Annotated in this window: 17 protein-coding genes and 1 riboswitch; of the genes, 11 read left to right on the plus strand and 6 right to left on the minus strand. The window is 68.7% G+C overall.

Annotated features, from left to right (window positions below; translation table 11 throughout):
- Positions 1-308: hypothetical protein (locus tag ACIPEK_RS31030; RefSeq protein ID WP_402002794.1), on the minus strand; the 308-nt coding region annotated here is incomplete at its 3' end.
- Between the two features lie 1,271 nt (positions 309-1,579).
- On the opposite strand from ACIPEK_RS31030, the gene xerC reads away from it, so the two are divergent.
- The 4 genes from xerC (at position 1,580) to ACIPEK_RS31050 (ending at position 4,989) form a co-directional block, all read left to right on the plus strand.
- Positions 1,580-2,767 (plus strand): tyrosine recombinase XerC, encoded by a 1,188-nt coding sequence (gene xerC, locus ACIPEK_RS31035; protein ID WP_402002797.1) that lies wholly within the window; start codon positions 1,580-1,582, stop codon positions 2,765-2,767.
- 186 nt (positions 2,768-2,953) lie between these two features.
- Positions 2,954-3,589, plus strand: a complete 636-nt coding sequence (locus tag ACIPEK_RS31040) for an ATP-dependent Clp protease proteolytic subunit (protein ID WP_402003040.1) — start codon at positions 2,954-2,956, stop codon at positions 3,587-3,589.
- 7 nt (positions 3,590-3,596) lie between these two features.
- Positions 3,597-3,905: a hypothetical protein gene (locus ACIPEK_RS31045; RefSeq protein WP_402002800.1), complete on the plus strand. Its 309-nt coding sequence runs from the start codon at positions 3,597-3,599 to the stop codon at positions 3,903-3,905.
- Between the two features lie 426 nt (positions 3,906-4,331).
- Positions 4,332-4,512: riboswitch (cyclic di-AMP (ydaO/yuaA leader) on the plus strand.
- Positions 4,513-4,515: 3 nt separating this feature from the next.
- Positions 4,516-4,989, plus strand: coding sequence for a C40 family peptidase (locus ACIPEK_RS31050; protein ID WP_402002803.1), 474 nt, complete (start codon positions 4,516-4,518; stop codon positions 4,987-4,989).
- 83 nt (positions 4,990-5,072) lie between these two features.
- Here the strand turns inward: ACIPEK_RS31050 and ACIPEK_RS31055 are convergent, their stop codons facing one another.
- Positions 5,073-5,708: a LysE family translocator gene (locus ACIPEK_RS31055; protein ID WP_383068535.1), complete on the minus strand. Its 636-nt coding sequence runs from the start codon at positions 5,706-5,708 to the stop codon at positions 5,073-5,075.
- Between the two features lie 72 nt (positions 5,709-5,780).
- Here ACIPEK_RS31055 and ACIPEK_RS31060 point away from each other — a divergent pair, with 72 nt between their 5' ends.
- Entirely contained in the window at positions 5,781-6,719 is a 939-nt protein-coding gene (locus ACIPEK_RS31060; RefSeq protein ID WP_402002806.1) for a LysR family transcriptional regulator, read from the plus strand.
- A 43-nt stretch (positions 6,720-6,762) separates the two neighbouring features.
- Here the strand turns inward: ACIPEK_RS31060 and ACIPEK_RS31065 are convergent, their stop codons facing one another.
- Positions 6,763-7,194 carry an ATP-binding protein gene (locus tag ACIPEK_RS31065; RefSeq protein WP_402002809.1) on the minus strand — a complete coding sequence of 144 codons (432 nt, stop codon included), beginning with the start codon at positions 7,192-7,194 and terminating at the stop codon, positions 6,763-6,765.
- A 204-nt stretch (positions 7,195-7,398) separates the two neighbouring features.
- Here ACIPEK_RS31065 and ACIPEK_RS31070 point away from each other — a divergent pair, with 204 nt between their 5' ends.
- Positions 7,399-8,259 carry a helix-turn-helix domain-containing protein gene (locus ACIPEK_RS31070; RefSeq protein ID WP_402002812.1) on the plus strand — a complete coding sequence of 287 codons (861 nt, stop codon included), beginning with the start codon at positions 7,399-7,401 and terminating at the stop codon, positions 8,257-8,259.
- A gap of 24 nt (positions 8,260-8,283) precedes the next feature.
- Positions 8,284-8,490: a DUF397 domain-containing protein gene (locus ACIPEK_RS31075; protein WP_383068528.1), complete on the plus strand. Its 207-nt coding sequence runs from the start codon at positions 8,284-8,286 to the stop codon at positions 8,488-8,490.
- Here the strand turns inward: ACIPEK_RS31075 and ACIPEK_RS31080 are convergent.
- Positions 8,483-9,625 (minus strand): 8-amino-7-oxononanoate synthase, encoded by a 1,143-nt coding sequence (locus ACIPEK_RS31080; protein ID WP_402002815.1) that lies wholly within the window; start codon positions 9,623-9,625, stop codon positions 8,483-8,485. The genes ACIPEK_RS31075 and ACIPEK_RS31080 overlap by 8 nt on opposite strands.
- Positions 9,626-9,767: 142 nt before the next feature.
- Between ACIPEK_RS31080 and bioB the strand changes: the two genes are divergently transcribed.
- From bioB to ACIPEK_RS31100, 4 genes are all read left to right on the plus strand, one after another.
- A complete protein-coding gene (gene bioB / locus ACIPEK_RS31085; RefSeq protein ID WP_402002818.1) occupies positions 9,768-10,934 on the plus strand; it encodes a biotin synthase BioB in 1,167 nt (388 codons plus the stop codon).
- The gene (locus tag ACIPEK_RS31090) at positions 10,927-12,231 is read left to right on the plus strand and encodes an adenosylmethionine--8-amino-7-oxononanoate transaminase (protein ID WP_402002821.1); all 1,305 of its coding nucleotides are present in this window, start codon (positions 10,927-10,929) and stop codon (positions 12,229-12,231) included. The genes bioB and ACIPEK_RS31090 overlap by 8 nt, the downstream gene beginning before the upstream one ends.
- Position 12,232: 1 nt before the next feature.
- Positions 12,233-12,922 (plus strand): dethiobiotin synthase, encoded by a 690-nt coding sequence (gene bioD, locus ACIPEK_RS31095; RefSeq protein ID WP_402002824.1) that lies wholly within the window; start codon positions 12,233-12,235, stop codon positions 12,920-12,922.
- A 79-nt stretch (positions 12,923-13,001) separates the two neighbouring features.
- Positions 13,002-13,679 (plus strand): class I SAM-dependent methyltransferase, encoded by a 678-nt coding sequence (locus ACIPEK_RS31100; protein WP_402002827.1) that lies wholly within the window; start codon positions 13,002-13,004, stop codon positions 13,677-13,679.
- A gap of 30 nt (positions 13,680-13,709) precedes the next feature.
- Here ACIPEK_RS31100 and ACIPEK_RS31105 read toward each other — a convergent pair whose 3' ends face one another.
- Together ACIPEK_RS31105 and ACIPEK_RS31110 are read right to left on the minus strand one after the other, a co-directional pair.
- A complete protein-coding gene (locus ACIPEK_RS31105) occupies positions 13,710-14,081 on the minus strand; it encodes a fic family toxin-antitoxin system, toxin component (RefSeq protein WP_093551070.1) in 372 nt (123 codons plus the stop codon).
- Positions 14,078-14,305: an antitoxin gene (locus ACIPEK_RS31110; protein ID WP_093893369.1), complete on the minus strand. Its 228-nt coding sequence runs from the start codon at positions 14,303-14,305 to the stop codon at positions 14,078-14,080. Before ACIPEK_RS31110 ends, ACIPEK_RS31105 begins: the two co-directional genes overlap by 4 nt.
- Positions 14,306-14,399 lie beyond the last annotated feature (94 nt).

The following is a 14,399-nucleotide window of genomic DNA, read 5'->3' on the forward strand; positions in this document are numbered from 1 at the left end:
GTGCCTACCAGTTCGGGTACGAGTCGGCCGATGAATTCGGAGGGGTCGCCCTTGGCGGCGTCCCAGGCGTTCTTGAGGGCGCGGTCGGGGTTGGCGGCGGTGGAGGCGAGGCCGGCGAGCGTCATGTTGACGCCCTTGTAGTACTCGGCGGGGTGCGTCAGGTTGTACGGGTCGGTGGGGTTGACCGAGCGGACGAAGTTCAGCAGTCCCGCGGTGCCCTTGATGATTCCGCCGCCGAAGTGGGCCAGCTCGATGCCCTGGCCGACCCCGTAGTCGAAGAACTCCCAGAGTGACGCGCCGGACGCCAACAACGTCCCCGTGCCCTGGCCGACCCGCGAACCGACCCCCGCAGACCCCAGTTTCAACCGGTCGGGGCGTCTTCAACCCGAAGTCGGAGTGCTCGCATCGGCATGGGCGGTCCGTAGCCGCGCCCGGCGGTAAAAGCAGCGCTCGTCAGTTGCCAAGGCGTCGGCTGGACCACCCCTTACTCACCCGCCGAACCGACGGACTCCTCGCGGGCGCCTTCGACGCGGACCCGGCCGCCTCCTACCTCTCAATGCCTGCCCAGAGTGCCGCGCCAAGATCTCCGCCGTTGGTATCCGGACAAGCGGCGGGGGACTGCGCCGTTGCCGTTGCCTACAGCCGCGGGCCGAGGGGTGCTCTTCCACCCACTTCTAACACCGAGCGTCACCTGAGCGTCAAGAATCCGCGGCGTCACCCTGGCGCCGTAACCAGTACGGTCGCTAGCTCGCCCTGAACATGCAGGTCAGAACATCTCCACAACGAGGCTGTCCACTCGACCCGTTGCCTGCTCGGAAACAGGTCAAGCAGCCCACCGTCCGCCGCGAAATCGCAGGTCAGGCTCCCTTTGCGATCGGCTCAAGAATCGCCACGCACTCCACGTGGTGCGTCATCGGGAACAGGCCAACGAGACTCAGCAAGGTGGCTCAAGACGGAGCAACATAGCGCGGGATCGCCGGTTACCCAAACCGGCGATCCCGCAGATCATGGATACGCCACTGCTGCGTTCGGTCATTAGCCACGACCTGACAGCCACACGCGCTCTTAGCCAGACTCATTGATCGCGGACCCGAAATGACCTGGAGAATCCAATTGCACAAAGAAACCCCGAGCTGCCGGAATCGCAGTACAGCTCCGCACGCATTCGAGCCACGTGGGACGGAACGGGAAGCGTCACGGACGCATCGAAGGCGTTGGGCTTTTCGCGGGCGAAGGGCTATGCACTGGTTAGTCGGGGCGAGTTCCCTTGCCGGGTACTCAGGGTTGGCCGCTCGACTCGCGTCGTCACCGCGTCCTTGCTACGCGTGCTTGATAGCGGACAGCCGGAGTACAACGCTGCCCGCGCCGAATGCCACACGACGTCGTAGCCCGTTGCGCGACGAAACCTCGCCGAAGCGTGCTGACGGGGCTTCGTTGTCTCACGCGCGCTCTCACTGATCTATGACGGGAGCATGGCCGTGCGGGCCTGACCAGGCAGAGAGCCTCCCGGGCAGGAGGAATCGCGGATTACCGTAGGCACTTCAGGAAGCCTACTGAAGTAGGCCGGTTAAGGGGGTACATGCCGCAGATCAAGAAGGTCACGTTGCAGAGCGGCAAGGTCCGTTACCGCGCCGTCGTCGACATGGGCCATGACGTCCAAGGCAAGCGCAAGCAGTGCACCGTCACGATGGACACTGCCACAGAGGTGCGTAACGAGATCGCCCGCATCCGCAATCAGCGGGCGACGGGCATATTCGTCATGCCGAGCAAGATCACGGTGTCCGAGTGGCTCGACATCTGGCTGGCCAAGAAGGCCGAGGACCTGGAGGAGAGCACGGTCCAGGGGTACAAGAACGCTTTGGTCCACGTGCATTCCTACCTCGGCTATATGCGCCTGCAGGAACTGACGGAGGAACACGTCGAGTCCATGGTCGCCTGGCTACTCGTCGGCGCCCGCAGGCGCGGCGGCCAAGCCGGCACAGGGCTGCGCCCCTCGACGGCCCAAGGGGTGCGCAGTCGCCTGAAAGAGGCCCTCGGTCGGGCCGTCGTACGGAAATTGGTGCATGTCAACGTCGCCGAGTACGTGAAGATCCCTCGCCGCGCCCGCAAGGAGGACAGGCGCACCAACAAGCGTCCCGCGCCGTGGAACGTCGTCGAGGTCAAGGACTTCCTTCTCGGCATCAGGGACGAACGCCTGTTTGCCCCGCTGATACTCAGCCTCATGGGCCTGCGTCCCGCTGAGGTCGCCGGTCTGCGCTGGGAGGACATCGACTTCGACGCCGAAACGCTGGTCATCGCCAACACCAGGACAATGATCGGCAACGCCCGGGTGCTGGAGAAGGACACCAAAACCGAGGCGGGCGAACGCACACTGCCGCTGCCGCTGCCGGTGAAGGAGGCGATGCTCGCCTTTCAGGTGACGCAAGAGGTAGAGCAGATGTCGATGGGCGCGCCCTATCAGCACTCTGGCTATATTTTCGTCGACCACCTCGGCCAGCCGCTCACGACTCACCACCTGCGTGAGGCCGCGTACTCCCTGCAGCGGAAGCTGGAGCTGCGGAAGGTCCGGCTCTACGACGCGCGCCACTCGTGCCTCACGTTACTTGCCGTCAACGGCGTGCCGGACGTCGTCCTCGCCGCATGGGCCGGGCATGCCAACGCCAACTTCACCAAGCGGGTGTACGTCCGCCCGAGCCCCGAGGACCTCCGCGTCGCCTCGGACCACCTCACTTCTCTACTCGGTTTCAGTGAGGGCGAAGCAGCCTGATGATCAAGACGTCGTGACAGATTGTGAGATATCCGTCCTCGGCGAACAGCTAGAACAGCCTCTGGTCTGGGACTTTTAGTGGATCACTAGGATGGCTCCCCATCATAACCTTCTGTACGTCCTGTACATTTCTTACAGACGCTTGTGCAGATCCCCGTACAGCTCCGGAGGAAAGGCAACGCCATGCTGTTCCGCCCCACCGCCCGTTACGTGCTGCCCGAGTTCACCGAGCGCACGACCAACGGGACGCGCACCCTGGATCCGTACTCCAAGCTGCTCGCCGAACGGATCGTCTTCCTCGGCACCCCGGTCGACGACACCGCGGCCACCGATCTGATCGCCCAGTTCATGTATCTGGAACACGACACCCCTGACCGGCCCATCTCGCTCTACATCAACTCCCCCGGCGGCTCGTTCGGAGCCATGTCCGCGATCTACGACACGATGCAGTACCTCACCTGCGAGGTGGAGACCTACTGCCTCGGACAGGCCGGTTCCTGCGCGTCCGCACTGCTCGCCGCGGGCGCTCCCGGCCGGCGGCACGCACTGCCCGGCGCCAGGGTCGTCGTGCAGCAGCCCGAGCTCACCGAGCCGGTTCAGGGCCAGCCGTCCGATCTGGAGATCGAGGCACAGGAATTGGAACGGGTCCGCAAGATGATCACCACACTGCTGGCCCGTCACACGGGCCGCAGCGCAGAGCAGATCGCCACCGACATCGAGCGCGACCTCATCCTCGACGCGGCGGGCGCCAAGGCGTACGGCCTGGTGGACCACATCATGGAGAACCGGAAGTCGTCACTCCCGCCGCACAGCGCGAAGTGAACGCCCGATGCAGCCACCGGAGTTGCCGCCGCTCCCCGCACTGACGCGCGCCGAGGGGGAGTTCATCGACTGCTACCTCGAAGTCCTGGACCAACTGGGCCGGATCAACCCGGCCCGCGGCAGCGACACCTACGGCGCGCTGCGCGCCGCACAGGCACTGGCCTCACGGGCGGGCGCACTGCGGGACGCCCTCGCGTTGATGCATGAGCGCGGCGAGGCGCAGATCCACGCCGCCACCTTGGCGCGGGCGCTGCGCGTGCTGGACGGGGAACGGCGGGCCGGACGCGTCACCGTACCCCCCGCTCAGGCCAATTGAGCAGCCCACTTCGTCTCCGACCCCGGCCGGGTCCGGCCAACTCCCCCTGCCCTCACCTCCGACGGGGTTCGCTCAACCCACTCCGCCTCCGACTCCGACGGACTTCGCTCAACTCCCCTGCGCGACACGCCCGGCAGGCACATCGAAATTCCTAGCTCGTTCGGCGTAGGGATTCCCCCTCGCGAGCGACATCTCAACTTGCGTTTTTTGCGGGACAGTGAGCGGAATCTATCCTTCCACCCCTGGTGCGAGACCGGTCCGACTGACCTGCACGGCCGTCGAAATCATCAGCCCCACCCAAACGGGTCATCAGTGAGGAGACTCACATATCTTCGTTTCCCCTCGGAAATCCGGCAGTCGGTGCGTCAAGATCCCTGGGACGACAAGCCCCCGCCACCGCGGCGGGGCGGTCCGGGCGGACGCCGAGTCCTGCCGCCGCCCGGATGCCTGGTCGACAGAAGTGGATCGGCAGGAGTGGAGGACCCGAGCACAACGGGTCGACCGGAACACCGGTCGACCCTCGGGGTGAAGCCGCCGAGCGCGGCCGGGCAACTTCGCCAGCCCGAACCCGACAGGTCATCCTTCACAGGCGGCTGACGAAGGGTTGCGCATGGCTGCGCAGGTTCATGTCCCGTCTCTGCTCGCCCGGGCCGGCACGGCCTCGGTTCTGACACTGGCCGCCGTCGGCGGCACCATGCTTGCCCCGGGCGCCACGCCCCAAGCCCAGGCAGCGACCCTCTCGATGAAGGCACTCAACGTCGCCGCGTCGAAGAAGGGATCGCCATACGGGTGGGGGGCCACCGGCCCCAACCGCTTCGACTGCTCGGGCCTGACGGTCTATTCGTTCAAAAAGGCGGGCAAGAAGCTCCCGCGCACGGCCCAGCAGCAGTACAACAAGAGCCGCCATATCTCGGCCTCGCACAGGCAACGCGGCGACCTGGTCTTCTTCCACTACGGCCGCAGCATCTACCACGTGGGGATCTACGCAGGCAAGGGCAGGATCTGGCACTCGCCGAGGACCGGCGCGGTGGTCCGGCTGGAGAAGATCTGGACGAAGAGCGTCTATTACGGGCGAGTCCGCTGATGCCTGTCCGGCGGATCAGGCCCGCGCCCCCGGCCGTGATCCACCGGACAGGCCCTGGTCTCCGCCGCTGACCCGCTCGTTACTCAGTGCAGCAGGGGGCCGGACACCAGCACCAGCCCCAGACCGGTGAGCGCCGCGCCGCTGCCGCCCTCGATGGCGCGGGCGGTACGCGGCCGGCGCAGCCACCGGCCCAGTCGGTCCACCATGAGGGCCACTGCGGGAAACCAGATCAGCGCAAGCAGCACCACGATCATTGCGAGCAGCAAGGTCCTCGGGAGCGGCGGCTGCCCGTCGGGAACGAACTGCGGCAGCAGACTCAGGAAGAGCACCGGCGCCTTGGGATTCAGGGCGTTGGTGAGGAAGCCCTGGCGCAGTGCTCGTACGGTTCCCTGCCCTGCTGGTTCGTCCTCGGCCTCGCCCGCCCTGCCCGTGGTGCGGCGCCGAGCCGCGTACAGGGCGCTGATGCCGAGGTAGAGGACGTAGGCCCCGCCGAGCAGCTGAACGGTGCGGAACAGTACGGGCAGCGTCACCAGCACAGCGGCAAGCCCGGCGACGGCCAGCGCGGTGTGCACGAGGAGTCCACCGGCAACACCCAGCGCGGTCGCCACCCCCGCTGACCGGGAGGCGAGCGCGTTGCGTACGACGACGGTGAAGTCCGCGCCCGGCAGTGCGACCATTCCAGCGGCGACCCCGATGAAGGCGATCAATTGTGCGTCCATGGGTCCACCCTGGCCCGGCAGAGCCTTTAGCGTGTACTTGCAATCTTCTGGGTCTGCCAAAAGGAACGCTTAATGTACGACCCGACACGGCTCGCGGCGCTGGTGGCAGTCGCGGAGGCGGGATCGATCACCCGGGCCGCCGCCCGACTCGGCTACACCGCGCCCGCGCTCTCCCAGCAGATCGCCAAGCTGGAGCGGGAGGCGGGCGCCGCCCTGCTGGTGCGCCACCACCGAGGGGCCCGCCTCACGGCCGCCGGTGAGCTGCTGGTCGGACGCGCACGGCGGATCCTCGACGAGATGGACCTGGCCCGCCACGAACTGGCCCGTCTCTCCGGACTCTCCGGCGGACGCCTCCGGGTCGGCACGTTCACCACCGCGGGCATCCATCTGTTGCCGCCGGTGTTGAGCGCCTTCCGTCGCGCCCACCCGGATGTGGAACTGGCGGTCACCGAGTACGAGCCGCCGGACGGGGTCACGGCTGTGGCCGCCGGCGAAGTCGATCTTGCGCTGACCCATGTGTACGAGCCGGCTGCCGCAGCGGCCTGGCCCTCCGGGGTATTCGCCGAACCGCTGCTGGTCGAGGAACTGGTCCTGATCACGGCGGTCGGGCAGATGCTGTCCGAAGCCACGGGGAGACTGCCGGTGACGGAACTTGCGGGGCGGCCGCTGGTCAGCAGCGCACCGACGCATCCACCGCGCCGCGGGGTGGAGCAGGCGTTGGCCGAAGCAGGGGCGACACCCGCCGTGGTCTGCGAGTCGCCCGGCTATGCGCTGGTGTGTGCGCTGGTCAGCGCGGGCATCGGAATGGCTGTCGTACCGGAGATGGTTGCCGCGATGTCGTCGACGCCGTTGTCCGTGCGGCGGCTGGAACCCGCTTCGTTCCGGCGGACGATCTCGATGGTGCACCGCGGCGACCGGGCGAGCGCCGCGGCGGCAACACTCCAGGCGCTGTTGCGCAGTGGGTTCGGGCGCGCGGCCCGGGCGCAGCGGCCGGGCGGCGAGGGCGGGTGATCACGCGATCGGGAGACAGGGAGGCGGCGGTTCGCAGGGGCGGTCAGCTCTGCACGGGGCTGCTCCAGGGGAGCGCGATCCAGACCGTCTTGCCGCCGTCGGCAGTGGGGGTGACGGTGAGCCGGCCCCCGCGCTCCTTGGCCAGACAGCGAATGATCACCATGCCGCGTCCGTTGTCCTGCTGAACGGCGGCGGGCAGCCGCCGGGGCCGGCGCGGGTGACTGTCCGTCACACCCAGATGCAGCTGTTCCTCCCGCTCCAGCCTGAGGTCCACGGTGAAGGTGGGCGACTGTCCGAAGGTGTGCTGGACGGCGTTGGTCGCGAGTTCCGAGACGATGAGTCGGATACTGTCGGCGAACTCGGTGTCGATGGCCAGACCCCATTCGGTCAGCACCCCTGCCACATATCTCCGGGCCGACGAGACCGAGACCGGATCGCTCGGCAGAGTGACGCTTGCTTCCTGATGGTCTGCCATGGCGAGCCGCCCCTTTTCCACGTGGACCGACCCGCGACCGGTCCCGGTTGTGCTTCGCGCCAGATTGCCACTGATGCTGCCCTCTGTGACGGCGATCCACCAAGATATGCATATATCTGTCGCTCAATGCGGTGAACCCTGCCACGCGAGACCGTATGCGGGCGTCACACTGTCCGCTCGGCAGAAGAGGGAGGGAGGCCGAAGATGCAGCACGGCCCTGCGGTGAGGCGCCGCAAGCTCGGGGAGGAGCTCCGGAGCCTGCGCCATGCGTCCGGACTGACGAGCCGGGACGCCGCACGAATGCTCGGCTGGCACCAGTCGAAGGTGAGCCGGATCGAGACCGGCGTCAGTGGGATGCGGCCGGCCGATGTGACCCGGCTGCTGGACGCGTACGGCGTGGACGACACACAGCTGCGGACGCTCCTGGCGGCGCTGGCGGGTTCGGCGGGCGGTGGCGGCACCGGGTGGTGGCATGCCTATCGCGGTCTGATCCCGCCGCAGTACCGCGACTTCATCAGTCTGGAGTCCCAGGCGCGGACCGCGCGGACCTTGGAGACCTCGGTGGTGCCGGGGCTCCTGCAGACGGCCGACTACGCACGTGCCGTGACCCGGGCCTCGCTGGACGGGTTACCCGCCGGCCAGCTGGACTCGCTGGTGGAGGTACGGCTCGCCCGGCAGGGCGTGCTGCGGACCGATCCGCCGCTGCGACTGAGCGCGGTGCTCGACGAGGCGGTGCTCCGGCGCGAGGTCGGCGGGCGCCGGGTGATGAGAAACCAGCTGCGTCATCTGACTCGCGTGGCTCAACTGCCCCATGTGGAGCTTCAGTTGCTGCCGTTCTCGGTCGGTGGCTATGCCGGCCTCACCGGCCCTTTCGTTATCTTCTCATTTCCGAACACTTCTGATCTGGACGTGGTAGTTCTCGACCATTTGACGAGTAGCCTCTATCTGGAGCGGAAAGAAGACCTTGAGGCGTACAGCTCGGCCTTCCGCACGATGCAGGCACACGCGCTGTCGCCGGAGCACTCGTTGGACCTCATCGCCACGATCGACCGCGACGGTCGGTGACCCTGGACTGCCCGAGGGGGGCTCATGTCGGATTGCCTCGCACAACACGAGTTACGGTGGCGGCGCAGCAGCCGCAGCACGGGTATGAACAACTGCGTGGAGGCCGCGCCGTTCGGAGGCGGGCGGCTGGCCGTGCGGGACTCCAAGGATGTGTCCAGGCCACCGCTGCGGTTCTCCGCGGCGGCCTGGACATCTTTCGTCTCCGGTCTGCACCGGGGTTCGGTCAGCTGACGGGAGCGGTCCGCCGTACGATCGCCACGGCGGTGGCGATCTGCTCCTGGGTCAGATCGGCTCGCGCTGTCAGCCGCAGCCGGGAGACACCGTCCGGCACCGATGGCGGCCGGAAGCATCCCACCGCGATTCCCGCGGCGCGACAGTCGGCCGCCCAGCGCACCGCCGCGTCCGCCGAGGGCGCCCGCACCGAGACCACGGCCGCGTCGGGGCGGACGGCGGTCAGACCGGCCTCGGTCAGCCGCTCGTACAGAGCGGTGGCGACCGCACGGGCCCTGCCGGCGCGTTCCGGCTCGCGACGGATCAGCCGCAGGCTCCCGAGAGCCGCGCCCGCCGCGGCCGGTGCGAGGCCTGTGTCGAAGATGAACGTACGGGCCGTGTTGACCAGGTGTTCGATGACCCGGGCCGGACCGAGGACCGCCCCGCCCTGGCTGCCCAGGGACTTGGAGAGGGTGAGCGTGGTGACGATTCCCTCGCCGCCCGCGAGACCGGCGGCGGCGAGCGCACCCCGGCCGCCCTCGCCCAGCACTCCGAGGCCGTGCGCGTCGTCGACGAGCAGTGCGGCGCCCTCCGTCCGGCAGGCGTCGGCCAGTTCGGGCAGCGGCGCGGCGTCGCCGTCGACCGAGAAGACCGAGTCGGTGACCGCCAGCGCGCGTCCCCCGTGGGCCTGCAGGGCCTTGCGCACGGCATCGGGATCGGCATGCGGGACGACGGCGATCTCGGCCCGGGAGAGCCGGCAACCGTCCACGATCGAAGCGTGGTTGCCCGCATCGGAGACGATCAGCGAGCCGCGGCCGGTGAGCGCGGTGAGGGCGGCGAGATTGGCCGCGTAGCCCGATGACAGCACCAGGCCCGCCTCGAAACCGCAGAAATCGGCCAGCTCGCGTTCGAGTTCGGCGTGCAATGCGGTGGAGCCGGTGACGAGCCGCGATCCGGTCGCCCCCGCTCCCCACCTGCGCGCGGCCTCGGCCGCGGCGGCGGTGACCTCGGAGTGCCGGGTCAGGCCCAGATAGTCGTTGCTCGCGAGGTCCAGCAGTTCTGGTTCGGCGGGCCGAGGGCGGAGCGTACGGACGAGCCCGGCGTCCGCGCGGCGGCGCGCCTCGTCGTCGATCCAGTCGAACGGAGCGAAGGGCATGAGCGGTCCCTTTTGTAGGCAGCTCACAGACCCTAACCGGGCGCGCAGCAGGTCATGGTGTGGCAATACACACACCTCAGACGGGCTCTGTTGTCCGGTTCCTCCTTGGCTGCGGGCGGTGCCGTAGGCCAGGATCAACGCCATGGACCTCCTGAACACGCTGGTGGACAAGGGACTGCGGCGCGAACTGCCGACCCGCGAAGAAGCACTCGCCGTACTGGCGACCTCCGACGACGACCTGCTCGAAGTGGTGGCCGCGGCCGGAAAGGTGCGCCGTCAGTGGTTCGGGCGGCGCGTGAAGCTGAACTATCTGGTCAATCTCAAGTCCGGGCTCTGCCCCGAGGACTGCTCGTACTGCTCGCAGCGGCTCGGCTCGAAGGCCGAGATCCTCAAGTACACCTGGCTGAAGCCGGACGAGGCGTCGAAGGCCGCCGCCGCCGGGGTGGCGGGGGGCGCCAAGCGGGTGTGTCTGGTGGCCAGCGGTCGCGGACCGACGGACCGTGATGTCGACCGGGTGTCGCAGACCATCGAGGCGATCAAGGAACAGAACGAAGGCGTGGAGGTGTGCGCCTGCCTCGGTCTGCTCTCCGACGGACAGGCCGACCGGCTGCGGTCGGCGGGCGCCGACGCGTACAACCACAACCTCAATACGTCCGAGGGGACGTACGGGGACATCACCACCACCCACACCTATGCGGACCGGGTGGACACCGTGCAGCAGGCGCAGGCCGCCGGGCTCTCGGCGTGCTCCGGGCTGATCGCCGGGATGGGTGAGAGCGACGCCGATCTGGTCGATGTCGTCTTCTCGCTGCGCGAGCTCGACCCGGACTCGGTGCCGGTGAACTTCCTGATCCCGTTCGAGGGCACTCCGCTGGCCAAGGAGTGGAACCTCACCCCGCAGCGGTGTCTGCGCATTCTGGCGATGGTCCGGTTCGTCTGCCCGGACGTGGAGGTGCGGCTCGCGGGCGGGCGCGAGGTGCATCTGCGCTCGATGCAGCCGCTCGCGCTGCACCTGGTCAACTCGATCTTCCTGGGCGACTACCTCACCAGTGAGGGACAAGCGGGGCAGGCGGATCTGGACATGATCGCGGACGCCGGTTTCGAGGTGGAGGGAGCGGGAACGACGACGTTGCCTGCGCACCGCGCTCAGGCGGGTGGCGGCTGCGGTTCGCATGACGGGGGATGCGCACCCTGTGGCGACGCGCCCACAGAACCCGCTGCCGAGCCCAGCGGGATTCCGGCTGCACGCACGGACCTGGTGGCAGTCCGCCGTCGCGGCGCGGGTACGGATGTCGCCCCCAATGCCTGAGACCCTCTCCCCGGCCGAACTGCGGTCCCTGGACCGGGCCCACGTCTGGCATCCGTACGGCCCGATGCCGGGGCGTCAGGAGCCGCTGGTCGTGGAGTCCGCGTCCGGGGTACGGCTCCGGCTCGCCGAACCGGCCCACGGGCAGCACGAATTGGTCGACGGCATGTCGTCCTGGTGGTCGGCGGTGCACGGCTACAACCATCCGGTGCTCAATGAAGCGGCACGCGGTCAGCTGGACCGGATGAGTCATGTGATGTTCGGCGGGCTCACCCATGAGCCCGCCGTGCGGCTGGCCACGCGGCTGGTCGAGATCACCCCGGAGCCGCTGCAGCATGTCTTCCTCGCCGACTCCGGGTCGGTGTCGGTCGAGGTCGCGGTGAAGATGTGTCTGCAGTACTGGCGCTCGGTCGGGCGGCCGGCCAAGCAGCGGCTGCTGACCTGGCGCGGCGGCTATCACGGGGACACCTGGCAGCCGATGTCGGTGTGCGACCCCGAAGGTGGCATGCACGAGCTGTGGTCGGGCGTACTGCCCCGGCAGATCTTCGCGGACGAGCCGCCGGCCGGCTTCGACACGGAGCCGGATGCCGCGTACGTACAGCACCTGTGGGAACTGATCGCGGAGCACGCCGACCGGCTGGCCGCGGTGATCGTGGAACCTGTGGTACAGGGCGCGGGCGGTATGCGGTTTCACTCCCCCACCTATCTGCGAGTGCTGCGCGAGGCATGCGACGCGCATGACGTGCTGCTGGTGTTCGACGAGATCGCCACCGGTTTCGGCCGTACGGGGAAGCTGTTCGCCGCGGAGCATACGGGGATCTCGCCCGACGTCATGTGCGTGGGCAAGGCGCTGACCGGCGGCTATCTGACGATGGCGGCGACACTGTGCACCTCGCGGGTGGCGGAGGGCATCTCGCGCGGCAAGGTACCGGTGCTGGCGCACGGGCCCACGTTCATGGGCAATCCGCTCGCCTCCGCGGTGGCGTGCGCCTCCATCGACCTGCTGCTCGGCCAGGACTGGGAGAAGGAGGTCGAGCGGATCGGCGGCGGGCTGCGGGACGGTCTCGCCCCTGCGGCGGAGCTGCCCGGGGTACGGGATGTGCGGGTGCTGGGCGCTGTCGGCGTCGTACAGCTCGATCACGAGGTGGACATGGAGAACGCGACCCGGGCGGCGGTACGGGAGGGCGTGTGGCTGCGGCCGTTCCGCGATCTCGTCTATACGATGCCGCCGTATGTGACCGGTGACGAGGATGTGGCGCGGATCTCCCGCGCCGTGTGCGCGGCTGCGCGGGAGGGCTGAGATGACGGTTCTGGTGGTGACGGGTACGGGCACGGAGATCGGCAAGACGGTCGTGACCGCGGCGGTGGCGGCGGCGTGCCGGGATCGCAGTGTGGCGGTGCTCAAGCCCGCGCAGACGGGCCTGGCCCCCGGTGAGCCCGGGGACGCCGCAGAGGTGGTGCGGCTGGCGGGCGGCCATGTGACCGCGGTCGAACTGGCCCGGTTCCCCGAGCCGTTGGCACCCGCCACGGCCGCACGCAGGGCAGGTCTCCCGCCGGTACGGCCGCACGAGATCGCCGAGGCGGCCGAGAAGCTGGCGAGCGAACACGATCTGGTGCTGGTCGAGGGTGCGGGGGGACTGCTCGTACGGTTCGACGACGACGGCGCGACCCTGGCCGACGCGGCACGGCTGCTGGGCGCACCGGTCCTGGTCGTGGTGGAGGCCGGACTGGGCACGCTCAATACGACCGCGTTGACCTCGGAGGCCCTGCGGGCCCGGGGACTGGAGTGCCTCGGTGTGGTGGTGGGCAGCATGCCCGCCGAGCCGGACCTCGCGGCGCGCTGCAATCTGGCGGACCTTCCGGTGGCTGCGGGCGCCCCCCTGCTGGGTGCCGTACCGGCCGGTGCGGGGGCGCTGGCGCCTGCCGACTTCCGTGTCCTGGCCGGGAGTTGGCTGGCGGCGGACCTGGGCGGTAATCGGCCGGCCGATTGAGCGGCTGAGCCGCGCGGGACGCGGGAGAATCGAAGTAGCCGTACCTTTCCGGTCGAGCGTCGTGTCGAGGAGGTCCGTCATGCGTCTGCGCAGCACGAAAATCCCGGAGGACGCGGTGCACCACCCCGTCTTCGCCCGGTTCTACGCCCGGATGAGTGTGGCCGCGGAGACCGGGGCGGGGCTGGGCGCGGTGCGATCGGAGCTGCTGGCCGGCATGTCCGGCCGGGTCATCGAGATAGGTGCGGGCAACGGCCTGAACTTCGCGCACTACCCGCCCGCGGTGTCGGAGGTGGTGGCCATCGAACCCGAGCGCATCCTGCGGCAGTTGGCGGTGCGGTCGGCGCTGCGTGCCGGAATTCCGGTGGATGTGGTGCCGGGCGCGGCGGAGGCCCTGCCGGTGAAGAGCGAGGCGTTCGACGGGGCCGTCGCTTCGCTGGTGCTGTGCACAGTACGGAATGTGGAGCGTTCGCTCGCGGAGCTCGTACGGGTGCTGCGGCCGGGCGGCGAGCTGCGCTTCTTCGAGCATGTGCGGGCCGACGACCGGGCCATGGCAGCGGCCCAGCGGGCGCTGGACCGTACGGTCTGGCCGCTGGTGACGGGCGGGTGCCACACGGCGCGCGACACCCTGGCCGCCATCGAAAGGGCCGGGTTCACGGTGGAGGCCTACCGCAGGGTCAGGATGCCCGACTGGGGAATCCGGCTGCCCACGTCCGCATGTGTGCTGGGCGTGGCGCGGCGGCCGGCCGTGGTCGACTGACGCATCGGCCGCCACCGCGTACCGGCGGTGTCACAGGCTCCACTGGCGCAGTTCGTCGGCGATGGCCCGGACGTCCGCCTTGCCTTCCTTCACCAGTCGAGCCAGGTCGCGCACCTGCTCGGGCGAGGTGATGACCTTCAGCCCGGAGGCGACGAGATAGCCGTATGCGACGGCCGAGGAGAACATCGCGTTCGAATGTTCGAGCGCTGGAACATGGAGCAGCAACTGCAGAAGGGCAGCAGCCCTGGAGTGCGGGTCACTGTAGACGGGGCTGCCGAAGATCTCGGCCTCATGGCGGGCCACCGCGGCCACGAGCGCACCCCAGTCGACGACCTGCGGATCGCCGGGAGTCTTGTGCTCGGCCACCATGAGCAGCCAGGAAAGGTCGATCTGGAGGTTCAACGCGTGCCTTTGCACTCCGGGCCGAACTCCTCGGCGAACACCGACTCGTACTGCTTCATGAAGTCGGCCGCGGCTTCGACAAAGGTGTGTCCGACCTCGCCCGCATCCTGCTTCACGAGCTCCTCTATGTAGCGGTTCACGCTCATTCCCCTCTGCAGCGCGCGCTGTCGCGCGGCCTCGGCCGTGGCCTCGTCCACTCTCACGTTCAGCTGAGTCTTGGGCACAGAAATACGCTAGCGCGGGTGCGCTAGCACCGGCAAGGGGAGCCCTCCGGTGCCCCGTACACCGGTCGCCGGTGACCACATGGCGGAATTCGTC

Origin of the sequence: Streptomyces sp. NPDC088246 (genome assembly GCF_044741025.1) — a bacterium.
Classification (GTDB): Bacteria; Actinomycetota; Actinomycetes; order Streptomycetales; family Streptomycetaceae; genus Streptomyces.

Excerpts from the sequence above, each read along its gene's own strand:
- ACIPEK_RS31060 (WP_402002806.1), top strand. The coding sequence starts at position 5,781 with ATGTACGACCCGACACGGCTCGCGGCGCTGGTGGCAGTCGCGGAGGCG.
- ACIPEK_RS31065 (WP_402002809.1), bottom strand. The coding sequence starts at position 7,194 with ATGGCAGACCATCAGGAAGCAAGCGTCACTCTGCCGAGCGATCCGGTC.
- ACIPEK_RS31080 (WP_402002815.1), bottom strand. The coding sequence starts at position 9,625 with ATGCCCTTCGCTCCGTTCGACTGGATCGACGACGAGGCGCGCCGCCGC.
- bioD (WP_402002824.1), top strand. The coding sequence starts at position 12,233 with ATGACGGTTCTGGTGGTGACGGGTACGGGCACGGAGATCGGCAAGACG.
- ACIPEK_RS31055 (WP_383068535.1), bottom strand. The coding sequence starts at position 5,708 with ATGGACGCACAATTGATCGCCTTCATCGGGGTCGCCGCTGGAATGGTC.
- ACIPEK_RS31045 (WP_402002800.1), top strand. The coding sequence starts at position 3,597 with ATGCAGCCACCGGAGTTGCCGCCGCTCCCCGCACTGACGCGCGCCGAG.
- ACIPEK_RS31075 (WP_383068528.1), top strand. The coding sequence starts at position 8,284 with ATGTCGGATTGCCTCGCACAACACGAGTTACGGTGGCGGCGCAGCAGC.
- xerC (WP_402002797.1), top strand. The coding sequence starts at position 1,580 with ATGCCGCAGATCAAGAAGGTCACGTTGCAGAGCGGCAAGGTCCGTTAC.
- ACIPEK_RS31070 (WP_402002812.1), top strand. The coding sequence starts at position 7,399 with ATGCAGCACGGCCCTGCGGTGAGGCGCCGCAAGCTCGGGGAGGAGCTC.
- ACIPEK_RS31050 (WP_402002803.1), top strand. The coding sequence starts at position 4,516 with ATGGCTGCGCAGGTTCATGTCCCGTCTCTGCTCGCCCGGGCCGGCACG.
- bioB (WP_402002818.1), top strand. The coding sequence starts at position 9,768 with ATGGACCTCCTGAACACGCTGGTGGACAAGGGACTGCGGCGCGAACTG.
- ACIPEK_RS31100 (WP_402002827.1), top strand. The coding sequence starts at position 13,002 with ATGCGTCTGCGCAGCACGAAAATCCCGGAGGACGCGGTGCACCACCCC.
- ACIPEK_RS31090 (WP_402002821.1), top strand. The coding sequence starts at position 10,927 with ATGCCTGAGACCCTCTCCCCGGCCGAACTGCGGTCCCTGGACCGGGCC.